16 protein-coding genes are annotated in these 16,319 nt (G+C 57.4%); all 16 read left to right on the forward strand.

What is annotated here, in order from left to right; all coding sequences use genetic code 11:
• Positions 1-456: 456 nt before the first annotated feature.
• Positions 457-2,355: a tRNA uridine-5-carboxymethylaminomethyl(34) synthesis enzyme MnmG gene (gene mnmG, locus AAEZ05_RS14110; protein WP_045061241.1), complete on the forward strand. Its 1,899-nt coding sequence runs from the start codon at positions 457-459 to the stop codon at positions 2,353-2,355.
• Entirely contained in the window at positions 2,352-2,996 is a 645-nt protein-coding gene (gene rsmG / locus AAEZ05_RS14115) for a 16S rRNA (guanine(527)-N(7))-methyltransferase RsmG (protein ID WP_205891785.1), read from the forward strand. The genes mnmG and rsmG overlap by 4 nt, the downstream gene beginning before the upstream one ends.
• Before the next feature lie 18 nt (positions 2,997-3,014).
• Positions 3,015-3,812 carry a ParA family protein gene (locus AAEZ05_RS14120; protein ID WP_007934331.1) on the forward strand — a complete coding sequence of 266 codons (798 nt, stop codon included), beginning with the start codon at positions 3,015-3,017 and terminating at the stop codon, positions 3,810-3,812.
• Between the two features lie 9 nt (positions 3,813-3,821).
• Positions 3,822-4,694: a ParB/RepB/Spo0J family partition protein gene (locus tag AAEZ05_RS14125; RefSeq protein ID WP_045061243.1), complete on the forward strand. Its 873-nt coding sequence runs from the start codon at positions 3,822-3,824 to the stop codon at positions 4,692-4,694.
• Between the two features lie 148 nt (positions 4,695-4,842).
• Entirely contained in the window at positions 4,843-5,250 is a 408-nt protein-coding gene (locus tag AAEZ05_RS14130; RefSeq protein ID WP_010465473.1) for a F0F1 ATP synthase subunit I, read from the forward strand.
• 16 nt (positions 5,251-5,266) lie between these two features.
• On the forward strand, positions 5,267-6,136 hold the full coding sequence (atpB, locus tag AAEZ05_RS14135; RefSeq protein WP_045061244.1) for a F0F1 ATP synthase subunit A: 870 nt from the start codon (positions 5,267-5,269) through the stop codon (positions 6,134-6,136).
• A gap of 133 nt (positions 6,137-6,269) precedes the next feature.
• Positions 6,270-6,527, forward strand: a complete 258-nt coding sequence (gene atpE / locus AAEZ05_RS14140; protein ID WP_002555987.1) for a F0F1 ATP synthase subunit C — start codon at positions 6,270-6,272, stop codon at positions 6,525-6,527.
• Positions 6,528-6,581: 54 nt separating this feature from the next.
• Positions 6,582-7,052, forward strand: coding sequence for a F0F1 ATP synthase subunit B (locus tag AAEZ05_RS14145; protein ID WP_008027535.1), 471 nt, complete (start codon positions 6,582-6,584; stop codon positions 7,050-7,052).
• A gap of 12 nt (positions 7,053-7,064) precedes the next feature.
• Positions 7,065-7,601 (forward strand): F0F1 ATP synthase subunit delta, encoded by a 537-nt coding sequence (locus AAEZ05_RS14150; protein ID WP_008027533.1) that lies wholly within the window; start codon positions 7,065-7,067, stop codon positions 7,599-7,601.
• Positions 7,602-7,622: 21 nt separating this feature from the next.
• Positions 7,623-9,167, forward strand: coding sequence for a F0F1 ATP synthase subunit alpha (atpA, locus tag AAEZ05_RS14155; RefSeq protein WP_028620322.1), 1,545 nt, complete (start codon positions 7,623-7,625; stop codon positions 9,165-9,167).
• Positions 9,168-9,217: 50 nt separating this feature from the next.
• Positions 9,218-10,078, forward strand: a complete 861-nt coding sequence (atpG, locus tag AAEZ05_RS14160) for a F0F1 ATP synthase subunit gamma (protein WP_045061245.1) — start codon at positions 9,218-9,220, stop codon at positions 10,076-10,078.
• Positions 10,079-10,105: 27 nt separating this feature from the next.
• Positions 10,106-11,485 carry a F0F1 ATP synthase subunit beta gene (atpD, locus tag AAEZ05_RS14165; RefSeq protein WP_045061246.1) on the forward strand — a complete coding sequence of 460 codons (1,380 nt, stop codon included), beginning with the start codon at positions 10,106-10,108 and terminating at the stop codon, positions 11,483-11,485.
• A gap of 45 nt (positions 11,486-11,530) precedes the next feature.
• Positions 11,531-11,956, forward strand: coding sequence for a F0F1 ATP synthase subunit epsilon (locus AAEZ05_RS14170; RefSeq protein WP_007969909.1), 426 nt, complete (start codon positions 11,531-11,533; stop codon positions 11,954-11,956).
• A gap of 117 nt (positions 11,957-12,073) precedes the next feature.
• Positions 12,074-13,441 carry a bifunctional UDP-N-acetylglucosamine diphosphorylase/glucosamine-1-phosphate N-acetyltransferase GlmU gene (gene glmU, locus AAEZ05_RS14175; protein WP_350647803.1) on the forward strand — a complete coding sequence of 456 codons (1,368 nt, stop codon included), beginning with the start codon at positions 12,074-12,076 and terminating at the stop codon, positions 13,439-13,441.
• A 194-nt stretch (positions 13,442-13,635) separates the two neighbouring features.
• Positions 13,636-14,412, forward strand: a complete 777-nt coding sequence (locus AAEZ05_RS14180) for a DeoR/GlpR family DNA-binding transcription regulator (protein WP_122840923.1) — start codon at positions 13,636-13,638, stop codon at positions 14,410-14,412.
• A 1-nt stretch (position 14,413) separates the two neighbouring features.
• Positions 14,414-16,246, forward strand: coding sequence for a glutamine--fructose-6-phosphate transaminase (isomerizing) (gene glmS / locus AAEZ05_RS14185; RefSeq protein ID WP_350647805.1), 1,833 nt, complete (start codon positions 14,414-14,416; stop codon positions 16,244-16,246).
• The last annotated feature ends 73 nt before the right edge of the window (positions 16,247-16,319 follow it).

Consider the following 16,319-nt stretch of genomic DNA (forward strand, 5'->3'; position numbering starts at 1 on the left):
GGGAGTTTTTTTGCCGTCATTTCCAGGAAACTTCAAAAAACTTCGGATTAAGCCCTGTGAATAACTGCCACTAAGGGCAGTTGATAACAGGGCTCGAAAACTGAACATAACCGCACCTGTGGATAACCACCACTTTAATCCACAGGCTTAAAGCGGTTATCCCAAGGACTCATTGGCACATGAACACAGGGTTTTGAATCTCTGTACATATTGAATATAAAGGCCTGTAGGGATCTATCCACAGAAAGGTGCCTCAGTAAAAATAAACATAAAAACAAAGATTTAATAAATTTCTCTCTTTTTAATTTCTATAACCCTGACTTCTCCACAGCTGGTTAAATTTTGTGCAAAGGGTTCTTTAGGAACGGCGAAGTCCCTATACTTGTCGACCAGGTCCAGAAACCTGAGCTCAAACCATTCCTGATTACCCAACTGAAAGCAGGCACGAGGTGCGTGGTGGATTTCCCTTCCCGTTTTGAAGTGATCGTCATCGGCGGCGGTCATGCCGGTACCGAGGCAGCACTGGCCTCAGCACGTATGGGGGCAAAAACCCTGTTGCTGACGCATAACGTGGAAACCCTCGGTGCCATGAGCTGCAATCCCGCTATTGGCGGCATTGGCAAAAGTCACCTGGTCAAGGAAATCGACGCCCTGGGCGGCGCGATGGCCATGGCTACTGACAAAGGCGGAATTCAGTTTCGCGTGTTGAACAGCCGCAAAGGCCCGGCCGTGCGTGCAACTCGCGCTCAAGCCGATCGGGTTCTGTACAAGGCAGCTGTCCGCGAAATCCTGGAAAACCAGCCGAACCTGTGGATATTTCAACAAGCGGCCGATGACGTTATCGTCGAGCAGGATCAGGTGCGTGGTGTCGTTACCCAAATGGGCCTGCGCTTTCTGGCAGATTCGGTGGTACTGACAACCGGCACCTTCCTGGGTGGACTTATCCACATCGGGATGCAGAATTTTTCCGGTGGTCGTGCCGGTGATCCGCCCTCAATCGCCCTGGCTCAACGTCTGCGCGAGCTGCCGCTGCGGGTGGGACGCCTGAAAACCGGAACGCCGCCGCGCATCGACAGCCGCTCAGTCGATTTTTCGATGATGACCGAGCAAGCCGGCGATACCCCGATTCCGGTGATGTCGTTCATGGGCTCCAAAGAGCAGCACCCGCGGCAGGTGAGCTGCTGGATTACCCATACCAACGCCCGCACCCACGAAATCATTGCCGCCAACCTTGATCGATCGCCGATGTACTCGGCTGCCGGGATGATCGAGGGCATCGGGCCGCGTTATTGCCCATCGATCGAAGACAAGATCCATCGCTTTGCCGACAAGGAAAGCCATCAGGTATTCATCGAACCTGAAGGTTTGACCACCAACGAGCTGTATCCCAACGGGATTTCCACTTCGTTGCCGTTCGACGTGCAATTACAGATCGTGCAGTCGATCCGAGGCATGGAAAATGCGCACATTGTTCGCCCGGGTTATGCGATCGAATACGACTATTTCGATCCCCGCGACCTGAAGTACAGCCTGGAAACCAAAGTAATCGCCGGCCTGTTTTTTGCCGGGCAAATCAACGGCACCACCGGTTACGAAGAAGCCGGCGCCCAGGGTTTGCTGGCCGGAGCCAATGCTGCACTGCGTGCACAAGGCAAAGATGCCTGGTGCCCGCGCCGCGACGAGGCGTACATCGGAGTATTGGTCGACGACCTGATTACCCTGGGTACTCAGGAACCGTACCGGATGTTTACCTCCCGTGCGGAGTACCGCCTGATCCTGCGCGAAGACAACGCCGACCTGCGCCTGACCGAAAAAGGTCGCGAGCTTGGCCTGGTGGATGACGCCCGCTGGGCGGCGTTCTGCACCAAACGCGAAAGCATTGCGCTGGAAGAACAACGTTTGAAAAGTACCTGGGTGCGCCCGGGTACCGAGCAGGGCGATGCCATTTCCGAGAAATTCGGCACCCCGCTGACTCACGAATACAACTTGCTCAACCTGCTGAGCCGTCCGGAAATCGACTACGCTGGCCTGATCGCCGTGACCGGTGGGGGTGCAGAAGATCCACAGGTTGCCGAGCAGGTCGAGATCAAGACCAAGTACGCCGGCTACATCGACCGGCAACAGGACGAAATTGCTCGTCTGCGGGCCAGCGAAGACACCAAATTGCCTGTGGATATCGATTACACGAATATCTCCGGTCTCTCCAAGGAGATCCAGGGCAAACTCGGTGCGACCCGTCCTGAGACACTGGGTCAGGCGTCACGTATTCCCGGCGTTACCCCGGCAGCCATTTCGCTGTTGATGATTCATTTGAAAAAACGCGGCGCGGGCCGTCAGTTGGAGCAAAGCGCTTGAGTTCGTTGGTCACCTCGCAACACGCCGAAGAGTTATCCACAGGTGCGCGCCAGCTCGGTGTCACACTGACCGAAACCCAGCACGCACAGCTGCTGGGTTACCTGGCCCTGTTGATCAAATGGAACAAGGCCTACAACCTGACCGCCGTCCGTGATCCGGATGAAATGGTTTCCCGCCACCTGCTCGACAGTTTGAGCGTGATGTCATTCGTCCAAGACGGTCGCTGGCTCGACGTCGGCAGCGGCGGCGGGATGCCCGGCATCCCGTTGGCCATCCTGTTTCCGCAGTCGCAAGTGACCTGCCTCGACAGCAACGGCAAGAAAACCCGGTTCCTGACCCAGGTCAAACTCGAGCTGAAACTGGACAACCTGCAAGTTATCCACAGTCGCGTCGAAGCTTTCCAGCCTGCCGAGCCATTCAACGGGATCATCTCCCGGGCTTTCAGCAGCATGGAAAACTTCAGCAACTGGACTCGCCACCTTGGCGACAGCAACACACGTTGGCTGGCAATGAAGGGCGTTCATCCGGCCGATGAGCTGGTAGCATTGCCGGCAGACTTCCACCTCGATAGCGAACACGCCCTGGCCGTACCTGGTTGCCAAGGCCAACGCCATCTGCTGATACTGCGCCGCACGGCATGATTGGGAACAAAAGCAAGAATGGCTAAGGTATTCGCGATTGCGAACCAGAAAGGTGGTGTGGGTAAAACCACCACCTGCATCAACCTCGCAGCATCCCTGGTCGCCACCAAGCGTCGGGTGCTGTTGATCGATCTCGATCCACAGGGCAACGCCACCATGGGTAGCGGTGTGGACAAGCACGGCCTGGAAAACTCGGTCTACGACCTGTTGATCGGTGAATGTGACCTGGCTCAGGCCATGCACTACTCCGAGCACGGTGGTTACCAACTGCTGCCGGCCAACCGTGACCTGACTGCTGCCGAAGTGGTTCTGCTGGAAATGCAGATGAAGGAGAGTCGTCTGCGCAGCGCGCTGGCGCCAATCCGCGAGAACTACGATTACATTTTGATCGACTGCCCACCTTCGCTGTCGATGCTCACGCTCAACGCCTTGGTTGCCGCTGACGGGGTAATTATCCCCATGCAGTGCGAATATTTCGCACTGGAAGGCCTGAGCGACCTTGTGGATAACATCAAGCGCATCGCCGAGCTGCTCAATCCGAACCTGAAGGTCGAAGGCCTGCTGCGGACCATGTACGACCCGCGACTGAGCCTGATGAACGATGTGTCGGCGCAGCTCAAGGAACATTTTGGCGATCAGCTCTACGACACCGTTATTCCGCGCAACATCCGCTTGGCGGAAGCGCCGAGTTACGGCATGCCGGCGCTGGCGTACGACAAATCATCGCGGGGCGCCATTGCCTACCTGGCTTTGGCGGGCGAGATGGTTCGTCGCCAACGCAAAAATTCACGTACAGCCGCTGCTCAGGCAACTTAAGGAATCCCCATGGCCGTCAAGAAACGAGGTCTCGGACGTGGACTGGATGCACTGCTGAGCGGTCCTACCGTCAGTTCGCTGGAAGAGCAGGCGGTCCAGGCTGATCAGCGCGAGCTGCAGCACCTGCCGCTGGACCTGATCCAGCGGGGCAAGTATCAGCCGCGCCGGGACATGGATCCCCAGGCGCTGGAGGAGCTGGCGCAGTCCATCAAGGCCCAGGGCGTGATGCAACCGATTGTGGTTCGTCCAATCGGTGGCGGGCGTTTTGAAATCATTGCCGGCGAGCGCCGTTGGCGTGCGAGCCAGCAGGCGGGCCAGGAAACGATCCCCGCAATGGTGCGTGACGTGCCGGACGAGACTGCGATTGCCATGGCGCTGATCGAGAACATCCAGCGCGAAGACCTGAATCCTGTCGAGGAGGCGGTGGCCCTGCAGCGTTTGCAGCAGGAATTCCAGCTGACCCAGCAGCAGGTGGCAGAAGCGGTGGGTAAATCCCGCGTGACCGTAGCCAACCTGCTACGCTTGATCGCGTTGCCCGAAGTAATCAAGACCATGCTGTCCCATGGGGACCTGGAAATGGGCCACGCTCGTGCGTTGCTCGGTTTACCGGAAAATCAGCAGGTTGAAGGGGCGCGACATGTTGTCGCACGAGGGCTGACTGTGCGCCAAACCGAGGCACTGGTTCGGCAGTGGTTGAATGGCAAACCGGAGCCTGTTGAACCGGCTAAACCAGACCCGGATATCGCCAGGCTGGAGCAGCGCCTGGCCGAGCGCCTGGGCTCTGCGGTGCAGATCAGGCACGGAAAGAAGGGCAAGGGCCAATTGGTGATTGGCTACAACTCTCTGGATGAGCTCCAGGGTGTCCTTGCACACATTCGCTGAAACATTTCCTCATGTAGCGAGCAGTCGGAAATCACTACCTGACAGTTGAATAGGGGCTGAACCGCCCCTATACTCTGCGCGCATTTTGTCGGCACAAATTATGCCAAGTTATTGAATTCTGGCAGCCGACCATTGGAGAGCAAAAGTGATGGAAAGCCGCACGCCAAACCGCTTGCCGTTCCATCGCCTGGCAGTTTTTCCGGTGTTAATGGCTCAATTTGTCGTTTTGCTGATCGCCGCTTTGGCGCTTTGGCAATGGCACGGAGTCGTTGCCGGGTACTCGGGACTTTGCGGAGGCCTGATAGCCTTGCTGCCCAATGTTTATTTCGCTCACAGGGCATTTCGGTTTTCCGGCGCCCGAGCAGCCCAAGCCATCGTCCGGTCTTTTTATGCCGGTGAGGCGGGCAAACTGATTTTGACGGCAGTGCTCTTTGCATTGACGTTTGCAGGTGTGAAGCCATTGGCGCCGCTAGCTGTATTCGGCGTCTTCGTGTTGACCCAACTGGTCAGCTGGTTCGCGCCCCTGCTGATGAGAACAAGACTTTCGAGACCTTAGGGCGTTTGAGGCAACCATGGCAGAGACAACCGCTTCGGGCTATATCCAGCACCACTTGCAGAACCTGACCTTCGGTCAGCACCCAACAGGCGGGTGGGGTTTTGCCCACACCGCAGCAGAGGCCAAAGAAATGGGCTTCTGGGCTTTCCACGTCGATACTCTCGGCTGGTCGGTCGCTTTGGGTCTGATTTTCGTTCTTCTTTTCCGCATGGCGGCAAAGAAAGCGACATCCGGTCAGCCTGGTGCTTTGCAGAACTTCGTTGAAGTATTGGTCGAATTCGTCGATGGCAGCGTGAAAGACAGCTTCCATGGCCGTAGCCCGGTGATTGCACCGCTGGCACTGACTATCTTCGTCTGGGTCTTCCTGATGAACGCCGTCGACCTGATCCCGGTTGACTGGATTCCTCAGCTGGCCATCCTGATCACTGGCGATGCGCACATTCCGTTCCGTGCCGTGTCCACCACTGACCCGAACGCTACCCTGGGCATGGCCCTGTCGGTGTTCGCGTTGATCATTTTCTACAGCATCAAGGTCAAGGGTATCGGCGGCTTCATCGGCGAACTGACCCTGCACCCTTTCGGCAGCAAGAACATTTTTCTTCAAGCCCTGCTGATTCCGGTGAACTTCCTGCTGGAGTTCGTGACGCTGATCGCCAAGCCTATCTCCCTGGCACTGCGTCTGTTCGGCAACATGTACGCCGGCGAGCTGGTCTTCATTCTGATTGCTGTGATGTTCGGCAGCGGTCTGCTCTGGCTTAGCGGCCTGGGCATAGTTCTGCAGTGGGCGTGGGCTGTGTTCCACATCCTGATCATCACCCTGCAGGCGTTTATCTTCATGATGCTGACCATCGTCTACCTGTCGATGGCGCACGAAGAGAACCATTAAGATCAGTCTCGACTGGTCTGATGTCCCACCCGGTCAAACGGGTGGGTGCCCTAACAGGGCTATGAAACGATTTGTTTTACCGCTTTAAAATCTAAAAAACCTAAACCATACGACGTAAAAGTCGGGAGGAAAGATGGAAACTGTAGTTGGTCTAACCGCTATCGCTGTTGCACTGTTGATCGGCCTGGGCGCACTGGGTACCGCAATTGGTTTCGGCCTGTTGGGTGGCAAGTTCCTGGAAGGCGCAGCGCGTCAGCCAGAGATGGTTCCAATGCTGCAAGTTAAAATGTTCATCGTTGCCGGTCTGCTCGACGCCGTAACCATGATCGGTGTTGGTATCGCTCTGTTCTTCACTTTCGCGAACCCATTCGTTGGTCAACTCGCTGGCTAATTACTCGCCTTCGAGTAATTGGTGTGATGTGCAACGAACGAGCGAGGTGTTGGCGTGAACATTAATGCAACCCTGATTGGCCAGTCCGTTGCGTTCTTCATTTTTGTACTGTTTTGCATGAAGTTCGTGTGGCCTCCGGTCATCGCGGCTTTGCACGAACGTCAGAAGAAGATCGCGGATGGACTGGACGCTGCCGCCCGAGCAGCTCGCGACCTGGAGCTGGCCCAAGATAAAGCGGGTCAGCAACTGCGCGAAGCGAAAGCTCAGGCAGCCGAAATCATTGAGCAAGCCAAGAAACGCGGTAACCAGATTGTTGAAGAGGCTGTTGAAAAAGCCCGTATCGACGCTGACCGTGTGAAGGTTCAGGCTCAGGCCGAGATCGAACAGGAACTGAACAGTGTCAAAGACGCTCTGCGTGCCCAACTGGGTGCTCTGGCTGTCGGCGGCGCCGAGAAGATCCTGGGTGCCACAATCGATCAAAACGCGCACGCGGAGCTGGTAAACAAACTGGCTGCTGAAATTTAAGCGAGGGCGATCATGGCAGAATTGACCACGTTGGCCCGACCTTACGCTAAGGCAGCCTTCGAGCACGCCCAGGCCCACCAGCAACTGGCCTCTTGGTCAGCCATGCTCGGCCTGGCTGCAGCAGTGTCGCAAGACGACACCATGCAGCGCGTGCTCAAGGCCCCGCGACTGACGAGCGCAGACAAGGCCGCCACGTTTATTGACGTGTGCGGCGACAAGTTTGATGCCAAGGCACAGAACTTCATCAACGTCGTTGCCGAAAACGACCGTCTCCCGCTTTTGCCGGAGATATCCGCTCTGTTCGACCTGTACAAGGCTGAACAAGAGAAGTCGGTAGACGTTGAAGTGACCAGTGCTTTTGCATTGAACCAAGAACAGCAAGACAAACTCGCCAAGGTTCTCAGTGCACGACTCAACCGGGAAGTGCGCCTGCAAGTCGAGGAAGACAAATCCCTTATTGGGGGCATTGTCATCCGCGCCGGCGACCTGGTTATCGATGGCTCGGTTCGCGGCAAACTCGCGAGCCTAGCCGAAGCATTGAAATCTTGAGTTTGAAGGGGCAGCAGAGCAATGCAGCAACTCAATCCTTCCGAAATAAGTGAAATTATCAAGGGCCGCATCGACAAGCTCGATGTGACCTCCCAAGCCCGTAACGAAGGCACTGTCGTCAGCGTATCTGACGGTATCGTGCGGATTCACGGTCTGGCCGACGTAATGTACGGCGAGATGATCGAGTTTCCGGGCGGCGTCTTCGGTATGGCTCTCAACCTGGAGCAGGACTCCGTAGGTGCCGTAGTTTTGGGCTCCTACCAGTCTCTGGCTGAAGGCATGAGCGCCAAGTGCACTGGCCGCATCCTCGAAGTTCCGGTTGGTAAGGAACTGCTGGGTCGCGTAGTCGACGCACTGGGTAACCCTGTTGACGGCAAAGGTCCACTGGGCAACACCGAGACCGACGCGGTCGAGAAAGTTGCTCCAGGCGTGATCTGGCGTAAGTCGGTAGACCAGCCTGTACAGACTGGCTACAAGGCTGTCGATGCCATGATCCCTGTCGGCCGTGGCCAGCGTGAGCTGATCATCGGTGACCGTCAGATCGGTAAAACCGCTCTGGCGATCGACGCGATCATCAACCAGAAAAACAGCGGTATTTTCTGCGTCTACGTAGCGATCGGTCAGAAGCAGTCGACCATCGCCAACGTGGTTCGCAAGCTGGAAGAAAACGGCGCACTGGCTAACACCATCGTCGTTGCCGCGAGCGCTTCGGAATCTGCAGCACTGCAGTTCCTGGCTCCGTATTCCGGTTGCACCATGGGTGAATTCTTCCGCGACCGCGGTGAAGACGCGCTGATCGTTTATGACGATCTGTCCAAGCAAGCAGTGGCTTACCGCCAGATTTCCCTGCTGCTGCGCCGTCCACCAGGCCGTGAAGCTTACCCAGGCGACGTGTTCTATCTCCACTCCCGTCTGCTGGAGCGCGCATCCCGCGTTTCGGAAGAATACGTAGAGAAGTTCACCAACGGCGCAGTGACCGGCAAAACCGGTTCCCTGACCGCACTGCCGATCATCGAAACCCAGGCTGGCGACGTTTCCGCGTTCGTTCCGACCAACGTGATTTCCATCACCGACGGTCAGATCTTCCTGGAATCGGCCATGTTCAACTCCGGGATCCGTCCTGCTGTGAACGCCGGTGTTTCGGTATCCCGTGTGGGTGGTGCCGCTCAGACCAAGATCATCAAGAAGCTCTCCGGTGGTATCCGTACCGCTCTGGCTCAGTACCGTGAACTGGCGGCATTCGCCCAGTTCGCTTCTGACCTGGACGAAGCGACCCGTAAGCAACTTGAGCATGGTCAGCGCGTTACCGAGCTGATGAAGCAGAAGCAATACGCACCAATGTCGATCGCTGACATGGCGCTGTCGCTGTATGCCGCTGAGCGTGGGTTCCTGACTGACGTTGAAATCGCCAAGATCGGCAGCTTCGAACAAGCGCTGATTGCTTTCTTCAACCGCGATCACGCCGATTTGATGGCGAAGATCAACGTGAAGGGTGACTTCAATGACGAAATCGACGCTGGCATGAAAGCCGGTATCGAGAAGTTCAAGGCCACCCAAACCTGGTAAGCCGCAGCGGGAGCCGCGAGGCTCCCGCTTGCTAACCTGATAGGTGTTACATGGCAGGCGCAAAAGAGATTCGCAGTAAGATTGCGAGCATCAAAAGCACGCAAAAGATTACCAGCGCCATGGAAAAAGTGGCGGTCAGTAAAATGCGCAAGGCACAAATGCGCATGGCTGCTAGCCGTCCTTACGCGGAGCGCATCCGCCAGGTTATTGGCCATCTGGCCAACGCCAACCCGGAATATCGCCACCCGTTCATGATCGACCGTGAAGTAAAGCGCGTTGGTTATGTTGTGGTGAGCAGCGACCGTGGTCTGTGTGGTGGCTTGAACACCAACCTGTTCAAGGCTCTGGTCAAGGACATGGCGGTAAACCGCGAAAACGGCGTCGAGATCGATCTGTGTGTTGTTGGTAGCAAGGGTGCGGCTTTCTTCCGCAACTTCGGCGGTAACGTCGTAGCAGCTATCAGCCACCTGGGTGAAGAGCCGTCGATCAATGACCTGATCGGCAGCGTCAAGGTGATGCTGGATGCCTACCTGGACGGCCGTATTGACCGCCTGTCCGTGGTGTCCAACAAGTTCATCAACACCATGACGCAACAGCCTACCGTGGAGCAATTGATTCCTCTGGTGGCAACGCCGGAACAGGAACTCAAGCACCACTGGGATTATCTGTACGAACCGGACGCCAAAGAGCTGCTTGATGGCTTGATGGTCCGTTACGTGGAGTCGCAGGTCTACCAGGCGGTGGTCGAGAACAACGCGGCTGAACAAGCTGCGCGGATGATCGCGATGAAGAACGCTACCGACAACGCCGGTGATTTGATCAGCGATTTGCAGCTGGTCTACAACAAGGCGCGTCAGGCTGCGATCACCCAAGAGATCTCGGAAATCGTCGGCGGCGCTGCCGCGGTTTAACGGTTCAAATATTCAGAGGATCCAGCTATGAGTAGCGGACGTATCGTTCAAATCATCGGCGCCGTTATCGACGTGGAATTTCCACGCGACAGCGTACCGAGCATCTACAACGCTTTGAGTGTAAAAAGCGAAGCCGGCACCACCCTGGAAGTTCAGCAGCAGCTGGGCGACGGCGTGGTACGTACCATTGCGATGGGTTCCACCGAGGGCTTGAAGCGCGGTCTGGAAGTCACCGACTCTGGCGCTGCCATCTCCGTACCGGTTGGTAAAGCGACCCTGGGCCGGATCATGGACGTTCTGGGCAACCCGATCGACGAAGCTGGCCCGATCGACACCGAAGAGCGCTGGGGCATTCACCGTCCTGCGCCAACCTTCGCTGAACAAGCTGGCGGCAACGACCTGCTGGAAACCGGCATCAAGGTTATCGACCTGGTTTGCCCGTTCGCCAAGGGTGGTAAAGTTGGTCTGTTCGGTGGTGCCGGTGTAGGCAAAACCGTAAACATGATGGAACTGATCCGTAACATCGCCATCGAGCACAGCGGTTATTCCGTGTTCGCCGGTGTGGGTGAGCGTACTCGTGAGGGTAACGACTTCTACCACGAGATGAAGGATTCCAACGTTCTGGACAAAGTGGCACTGGTTTACGGTCAGATGAACGAGCCGCCGGGTAACCGTCTGCGCGTAGCACTGACCGGCCTGACCATGGCCGAGAAGTTCCGTGACGAAGGTAACGACGTTCTGTTGTTCGTCGACAACATCTATCGTTACACCCTGGCCGGTACTGAAGTATCCGCACTGCTGGGCCGTATGCCTTCCGCAGTAGGTTACCAGCCGACCCTGGCCGAAGAGATGGGTACTCTGCAAGAGCGTATCACTTCGACCAAAAACGGTTCGATCACCTCCATCCAAGCGGTATACGTACCTGCGGATGACTTGACTGACCCGTCGCCAGCGACCACTTTCGCCCACTTGGACGCCACCGTCGTTCTGTCCCGTGACATCGCTTCCCTGGGTATCTACCCAGCGGTCGATCCACTCGACTCGACTTCGCGCCAGCTGGATCCGAACGTGATCGGCCAGGACCACTACGACACCGCTCGCGGCGTTCAGTACGTTCTGCAGCGTTACAAAGAACTGAAGGACATCATTGCGATCCTGGGTATGGACGAGCTGTCGGAAACCGACAAGCAGTTGGTAAACCGCGCTCGTAAGATCCAGCGTTTCTTGTCGCAGCCGTTCTTCGTGGCTGAAGTCTTCACCGGTGCTTCGGGTAAATACGTTTCCCTGAAAGACACCATTGCTGGCTTCAAAGGCATCCTCAACGGTGACTACGACCACCTGCCAGAACAAGCGTTCTACATGGTCGGCGGCATCGAAGAAGCGATCGAGAAAGCCAAGAAACTGTAATCCCGGCGCCCGGCAACGGGCGCTAATTTAGGTTGAGGCAATCAGATGGCTATGACAGTCCATTGCGATATCGTCAGCGCGGAAGGGGAAATCTTTTCCGGCCTGGTCGAGATGGTAATTGCGCACGGTGCACTCGGTGATCTTGGTATCGCCCTGGGTCACGCGCCGCTGATCACTAATCTCAAGCCGGGCCCGATCCGCCTGGTCAAGCAAGGCGGGGAAGAGGAGGTGTATTACATCTCTGGTGGTTTCCTCGAGGTTCAGCCGAACATGGTCAAGGTTCTTGCCGACACTGTGCAACGTGCTGCCGACCTGGACGAAGCCTCCGCTCAGGAAGCCGTCAAGGCTGCCGAGAAGGCCCTGCATGAACGTGGCGCTGAATTCGATTACGGTTCTGCCGCTGCACGTCTGGCCGAGGCTGCAGCTCAGCTGCGCACCGTCCAGCAGATCCGCAAGAAGTTTGGCCACTAACAGGCCTGCCACTTGTTGTGCGATTGATTAAAAAGGGTAGCCTCGGCTACCCTTTTTTCTTTTCCGATATTCATCACCTGGTCGCAGCCGCTGACCACCCAGGATTGGTAGCCAGTCATGTCTCTAGAAATCGTTATCCTCGCTGCAGGCCAAGGCACGCGCATGCGTTCGTCGTTGCCCAAGGTGCTGCACCCGATCGCCGGCAACTCGATGCTTGGCCATGTTATCCACACCGCGCGCCAACTTGATCCACAGCGCATCCACGTGGTCATTGGTCACGGCGCAGACGCTGTACGTGAGCGGCTGGCGGCGGATGACCTGAATTTTGTCCTGCAGGACAAACAGCTGGGTACTGGACATGCCGTTGCCCAGGCGGTGCCGTTCATCGAATCCGACACCGTGCTGATCCTGTACGGCGACGTGCCGTTGATCGAAGTTGAAACCCTGCAGCGCCTGCTCAAGAAAGTAGCCCCGCAGCAGTTGGGGCTGCTGACCGTGGAGCTGGACGACCCGACCGGTTATGGCCGTATCGTGCGTGATGCCCAAGGGCAGGTGACCGCCATCGTCGAGCAGAAAGACGCCGACGAAACCCAGCGCGCCATCACCGAAGGCAACACCGGCATCCTGGCCATGCCGTTTGCCCAGCTGAGTGGCTGGATGAGCCGGCTCTCCAACAACAACGCACAAGGCGAGTACTACCTCACCGACGTGATCGCCATGGCAGTCGGCGATGGCCTGGTGGTGGCAACCGAGCAGGCGCACGACGCCATGGAAGTGCAGGGCGCCAACGATCGCAAGCAGCTCTCCGAGCTGGAGCGCCACTATCAGTTGCGCGCGGGGCTGCGCCTGATGGCTCAAGGCGTAACACTGCGCGACCCGGCGCGTTTTGATGTACGCGGCGACGTCACGGTTGGCCGCGACGTACTGATCGACATCAACGTGATTCTGGAAGGCAAAGTCGTTATCGAAGACGACGTGGTGATTGGTCCGAATTGCGTGATCAAGGACAGCACCCTGCGTAAGGGGGTGGTGATCAAAGCCAATAGTCATATCGACGGCGCGATCATGGGTGAGGGCAGCGATGCCGGCCCGTTCGCTCGCCTGCGTCCAGGTAGCGTGCTCGAAGCGCGGGCGCATGTGGGTAACTTTGTCGAACTCAAGAACGCCCACCTGGGTGAAGGCGCGAAGGCCGGTCATCTGACCTACCTGGGCGATGCCGAGGTCGGTGCGCGTACCAACATTGGCGCTGGCACCATCACTTGTAACTATGACGGCGCCAACAAGTGGAAAACCGTATTGGGCGAGGACGTGTTCATTGGTTCCAACAATTCGTTGGTGGCGCCTGTGGATATCTCTAACGGCGCAACGACGGCTGCCGGTTCGACCATTACGCAGAATGTGGATAACGCGCAGTTGGCCGTAGGTCGTGCACGCCAGAAGAACATCGACGGGTGGAAGCGCCCGGAAAAAATAAAGAAACCGTAAGTTATCCACAATACCTCGTAGGAGCTGCCGAAAGCTGCGATCTTTTGATCTTGAAAAGTCAACGGCAAAAGATCGCAGCCTGCGGCAGCTCCAACGCGGTTATCCACAGAACTTTTTCTCGCCACCGCTTGACGAAGTTTCAGTAATAGGTTTTGATTGCTTTCGTTATCTTTCGAATCGAAACTTACCAAGTCATGTCGAAGCGCAATACCCCCCAACGCCGTCACAACATACTCGCCTTGCTCAACGTGCAGGGTGAAGTGAGTGTGGACGAATTGGCCAAGCGTTTCGAAACCTCGGAAGTTACGATTCGCAAGGATCTTGCCGCGCTTGAAAGCAATGGTCTCCTGCTGCGCCGTTACGGTGGAGCAATCACCATGCCTCAGGAACTGGTGGCCGACATTGGCCTGCCGGTTTCCAAATACAAGCAGGCCGTCGCCCGCGCCGCCGTCTCGCGGATTCGCGAGCATGCGCGAATCATCATCGACAGTGGCAGCACCACTGCGGCAATGATCCCGGAACTCGGACAACAACCGGGTCTGGTCGTGATGACCAACTCGTTGCATGTCGCCAGTGCTTTAAACGAACTGGAACACGAACCGGTGCTGTTGATGACCGGTGGAACCTGGGATCCGCATTCCGAATCCTTCCAGGGCCAGGTCGCCGAGCAGGTACTGCGCTCTTACGACTTTGACCAACTGTTCATTGGTGCCGATGGCATCGACCTGGTTCGTGGTACGACCACCTTCAACGAACTGCTGGGCCTGAGCCGCGTCATGGCTGAAGTCGCCCGGGAAGTGGTGGTGATGGTCGAGTCCGACAAGATAGGTCGCAAGATACCCAACCTGGAGCTGCCCTGGAGCAGCGTCCATACCCTAATTACCGATGATCGCCTGCCGCTTGAGGCACGCGATCAGATTCAGGCGCGCGGGATCACCCTGATCTGCGCAGCTGTCAGTCAGGAGAAATAGCATGTGTGGAATTGTCGGCGCAGTCGCAGAACGTAACATCACCCCGATCCTGCTCGAAGGCCTCAAGCGTCTTGAATACCGCGGCTACGACAGCGCCGGTGTAGCGGTGTACACCAACGACGAAAAGCTTGAGCGCATGCGCCGTCCAGGCAAAGTCAGCGAGCTGGAACTGGCCCTGACCGAAGAACCACTGTTGGGGCGTCTGGGCATCGCCCACACCCGCTGGGCGACCCATGGCGCGCCGTGCGAACGCAATGCTCACCCGCATTTCTCCGGCGACCTGGCGGTGGTGCACAACGGCATCATCGAAAACCACGAAGCCCTTCGTCATCAACTCAAGGCCCTGGGTTACGTGTTCACTTCGGACACCGATACCGAAGTCATTGCCCACTTGCTGAACCACAAGCTCAAGGACCTGGCTGACCTGACCGTGGCGCTCAAGGCTACCGTTAAAGAATTGCACGGTGCCTACGGCCTGGCCGTCATCAGCGCTGATCAACCGGATCGCCTGGTTGCCGCGCGCAGTGGCAGCCCGCTGGTGATCGGCCTCGGCATGGGTGAGAACTTCCTGGCTTCGGACCAGTTGGCCCTGCGTCAGGTCACGGACCGCTTCATGTACCTTGAAGAAGGCGATATCGCCGAGATTCGTCGCGACAGCGTGCAGATCTGGGACGTCAACGGCCAGAGCGTCGAGCGCGAATCCGTGCAATACCGCGATGGTGCCGAAGCCGCCGACAAAGGCGAGTTCCGCCACTTCATGCTTAAGGAAATCCACGAGCAGCCAGCGGTCGTGCAACGCACCCTCGAAGGTCGACTGAGCCAGAATCAGGTGCTGGTACAGGCTTTCGGTCCACAGGCTGCCGAGTTGTTCGCCAAAGTGCGCAACGTGCAGATCGTCGCCTGCGGCACCAGCTACCACGCGGGGATGGTTGCCCGTTACTGGCTGGAAGAACTGGCCGGCATCCCTTGCCAGGTCGAAGTGGCCAGTGAGTTCCGCTATCGCAAGGTGGTGGTACAGCCCGACACCCTGTTTGTGACCATCTCCCAGTCCGGCGAGACCGCCGACACCCTGGCGGCGCTGCGTAATGCCAAGGAGCTGGGCTTCCTGGCCAGCCTGGCGATCTGCAACGTGGGCATCAGCTCGCTGGTGCGTGAGTCCGACCTGACCCTGCTGACCCAGGCCGGCCGTGAGATTGGCGTGGCTTCCACCAAAGCGTTCACCACTCAACTGGTCGGCCTGTTGTTGCTGACCCTGTCCCTGGGCCAGGTTCGCGGCACGTTGGCCGATGGCGTCGAAGCCACTCTGGTCGAAGAGTTGCGTCGTCTGCCAGCCCGCCTGGGCGAAGCCCTGGCGATGGACAGCACCGTCGAGAAAGTCGCCGAGCTGCTCGCCGAGAAGAATCACACCTTGTTCCTGGGCCGCGGTGCACAATTCCCTGTCGCCATGGAAGGTGCGCTCAAGCTCAAGGAAATCTCCTACATCCACGCCGAAGCCTATCCGGCCGGTGAGCTCAAGCATGGTCCTCTGGCGCTTGTGGATAACGACATGCCAGTGGTTACCGTGGCGCCGAACAACGAGCTGCTGGAAAAGCTCAAATCCAATCTCCAGGAAGTGCGCGCCCGCGGTGGTGAGCTGATCGTCTTCGCCGACGAGAAGGCCGGCATGACCAACGGTGAAGGCACCCACGTCGTACACATGCCGCACATCCACGACATCCTTTCGCCAATCCTCTACACCATTCCGCTGCAGCTGCTGTCTTACTACGTTGCCGTACTGAAAGGCACCGACGTCGATCAGCCGCGAAATCTGGCGAAATCGGTCACTGTGGAATAAGTTATCCACAACCTGGTGAGAACTTAAGATCGCATCCATCGAGCTCTTGTAGGAGCTGCCGAAGGCTGCGATC

Source organism: Pseudomonas sp. HY13-MNA-CIBAN-0226 (assembly GCF_040310305.1).
Taxonomy (GTDB): Bacteria; Pseudomonadota; Gammaproteobacteria; order Pseudomonadales; family Pseudomonadaceae; genus Aquipseudomonas; species Aquipseudomonas gregormendelii.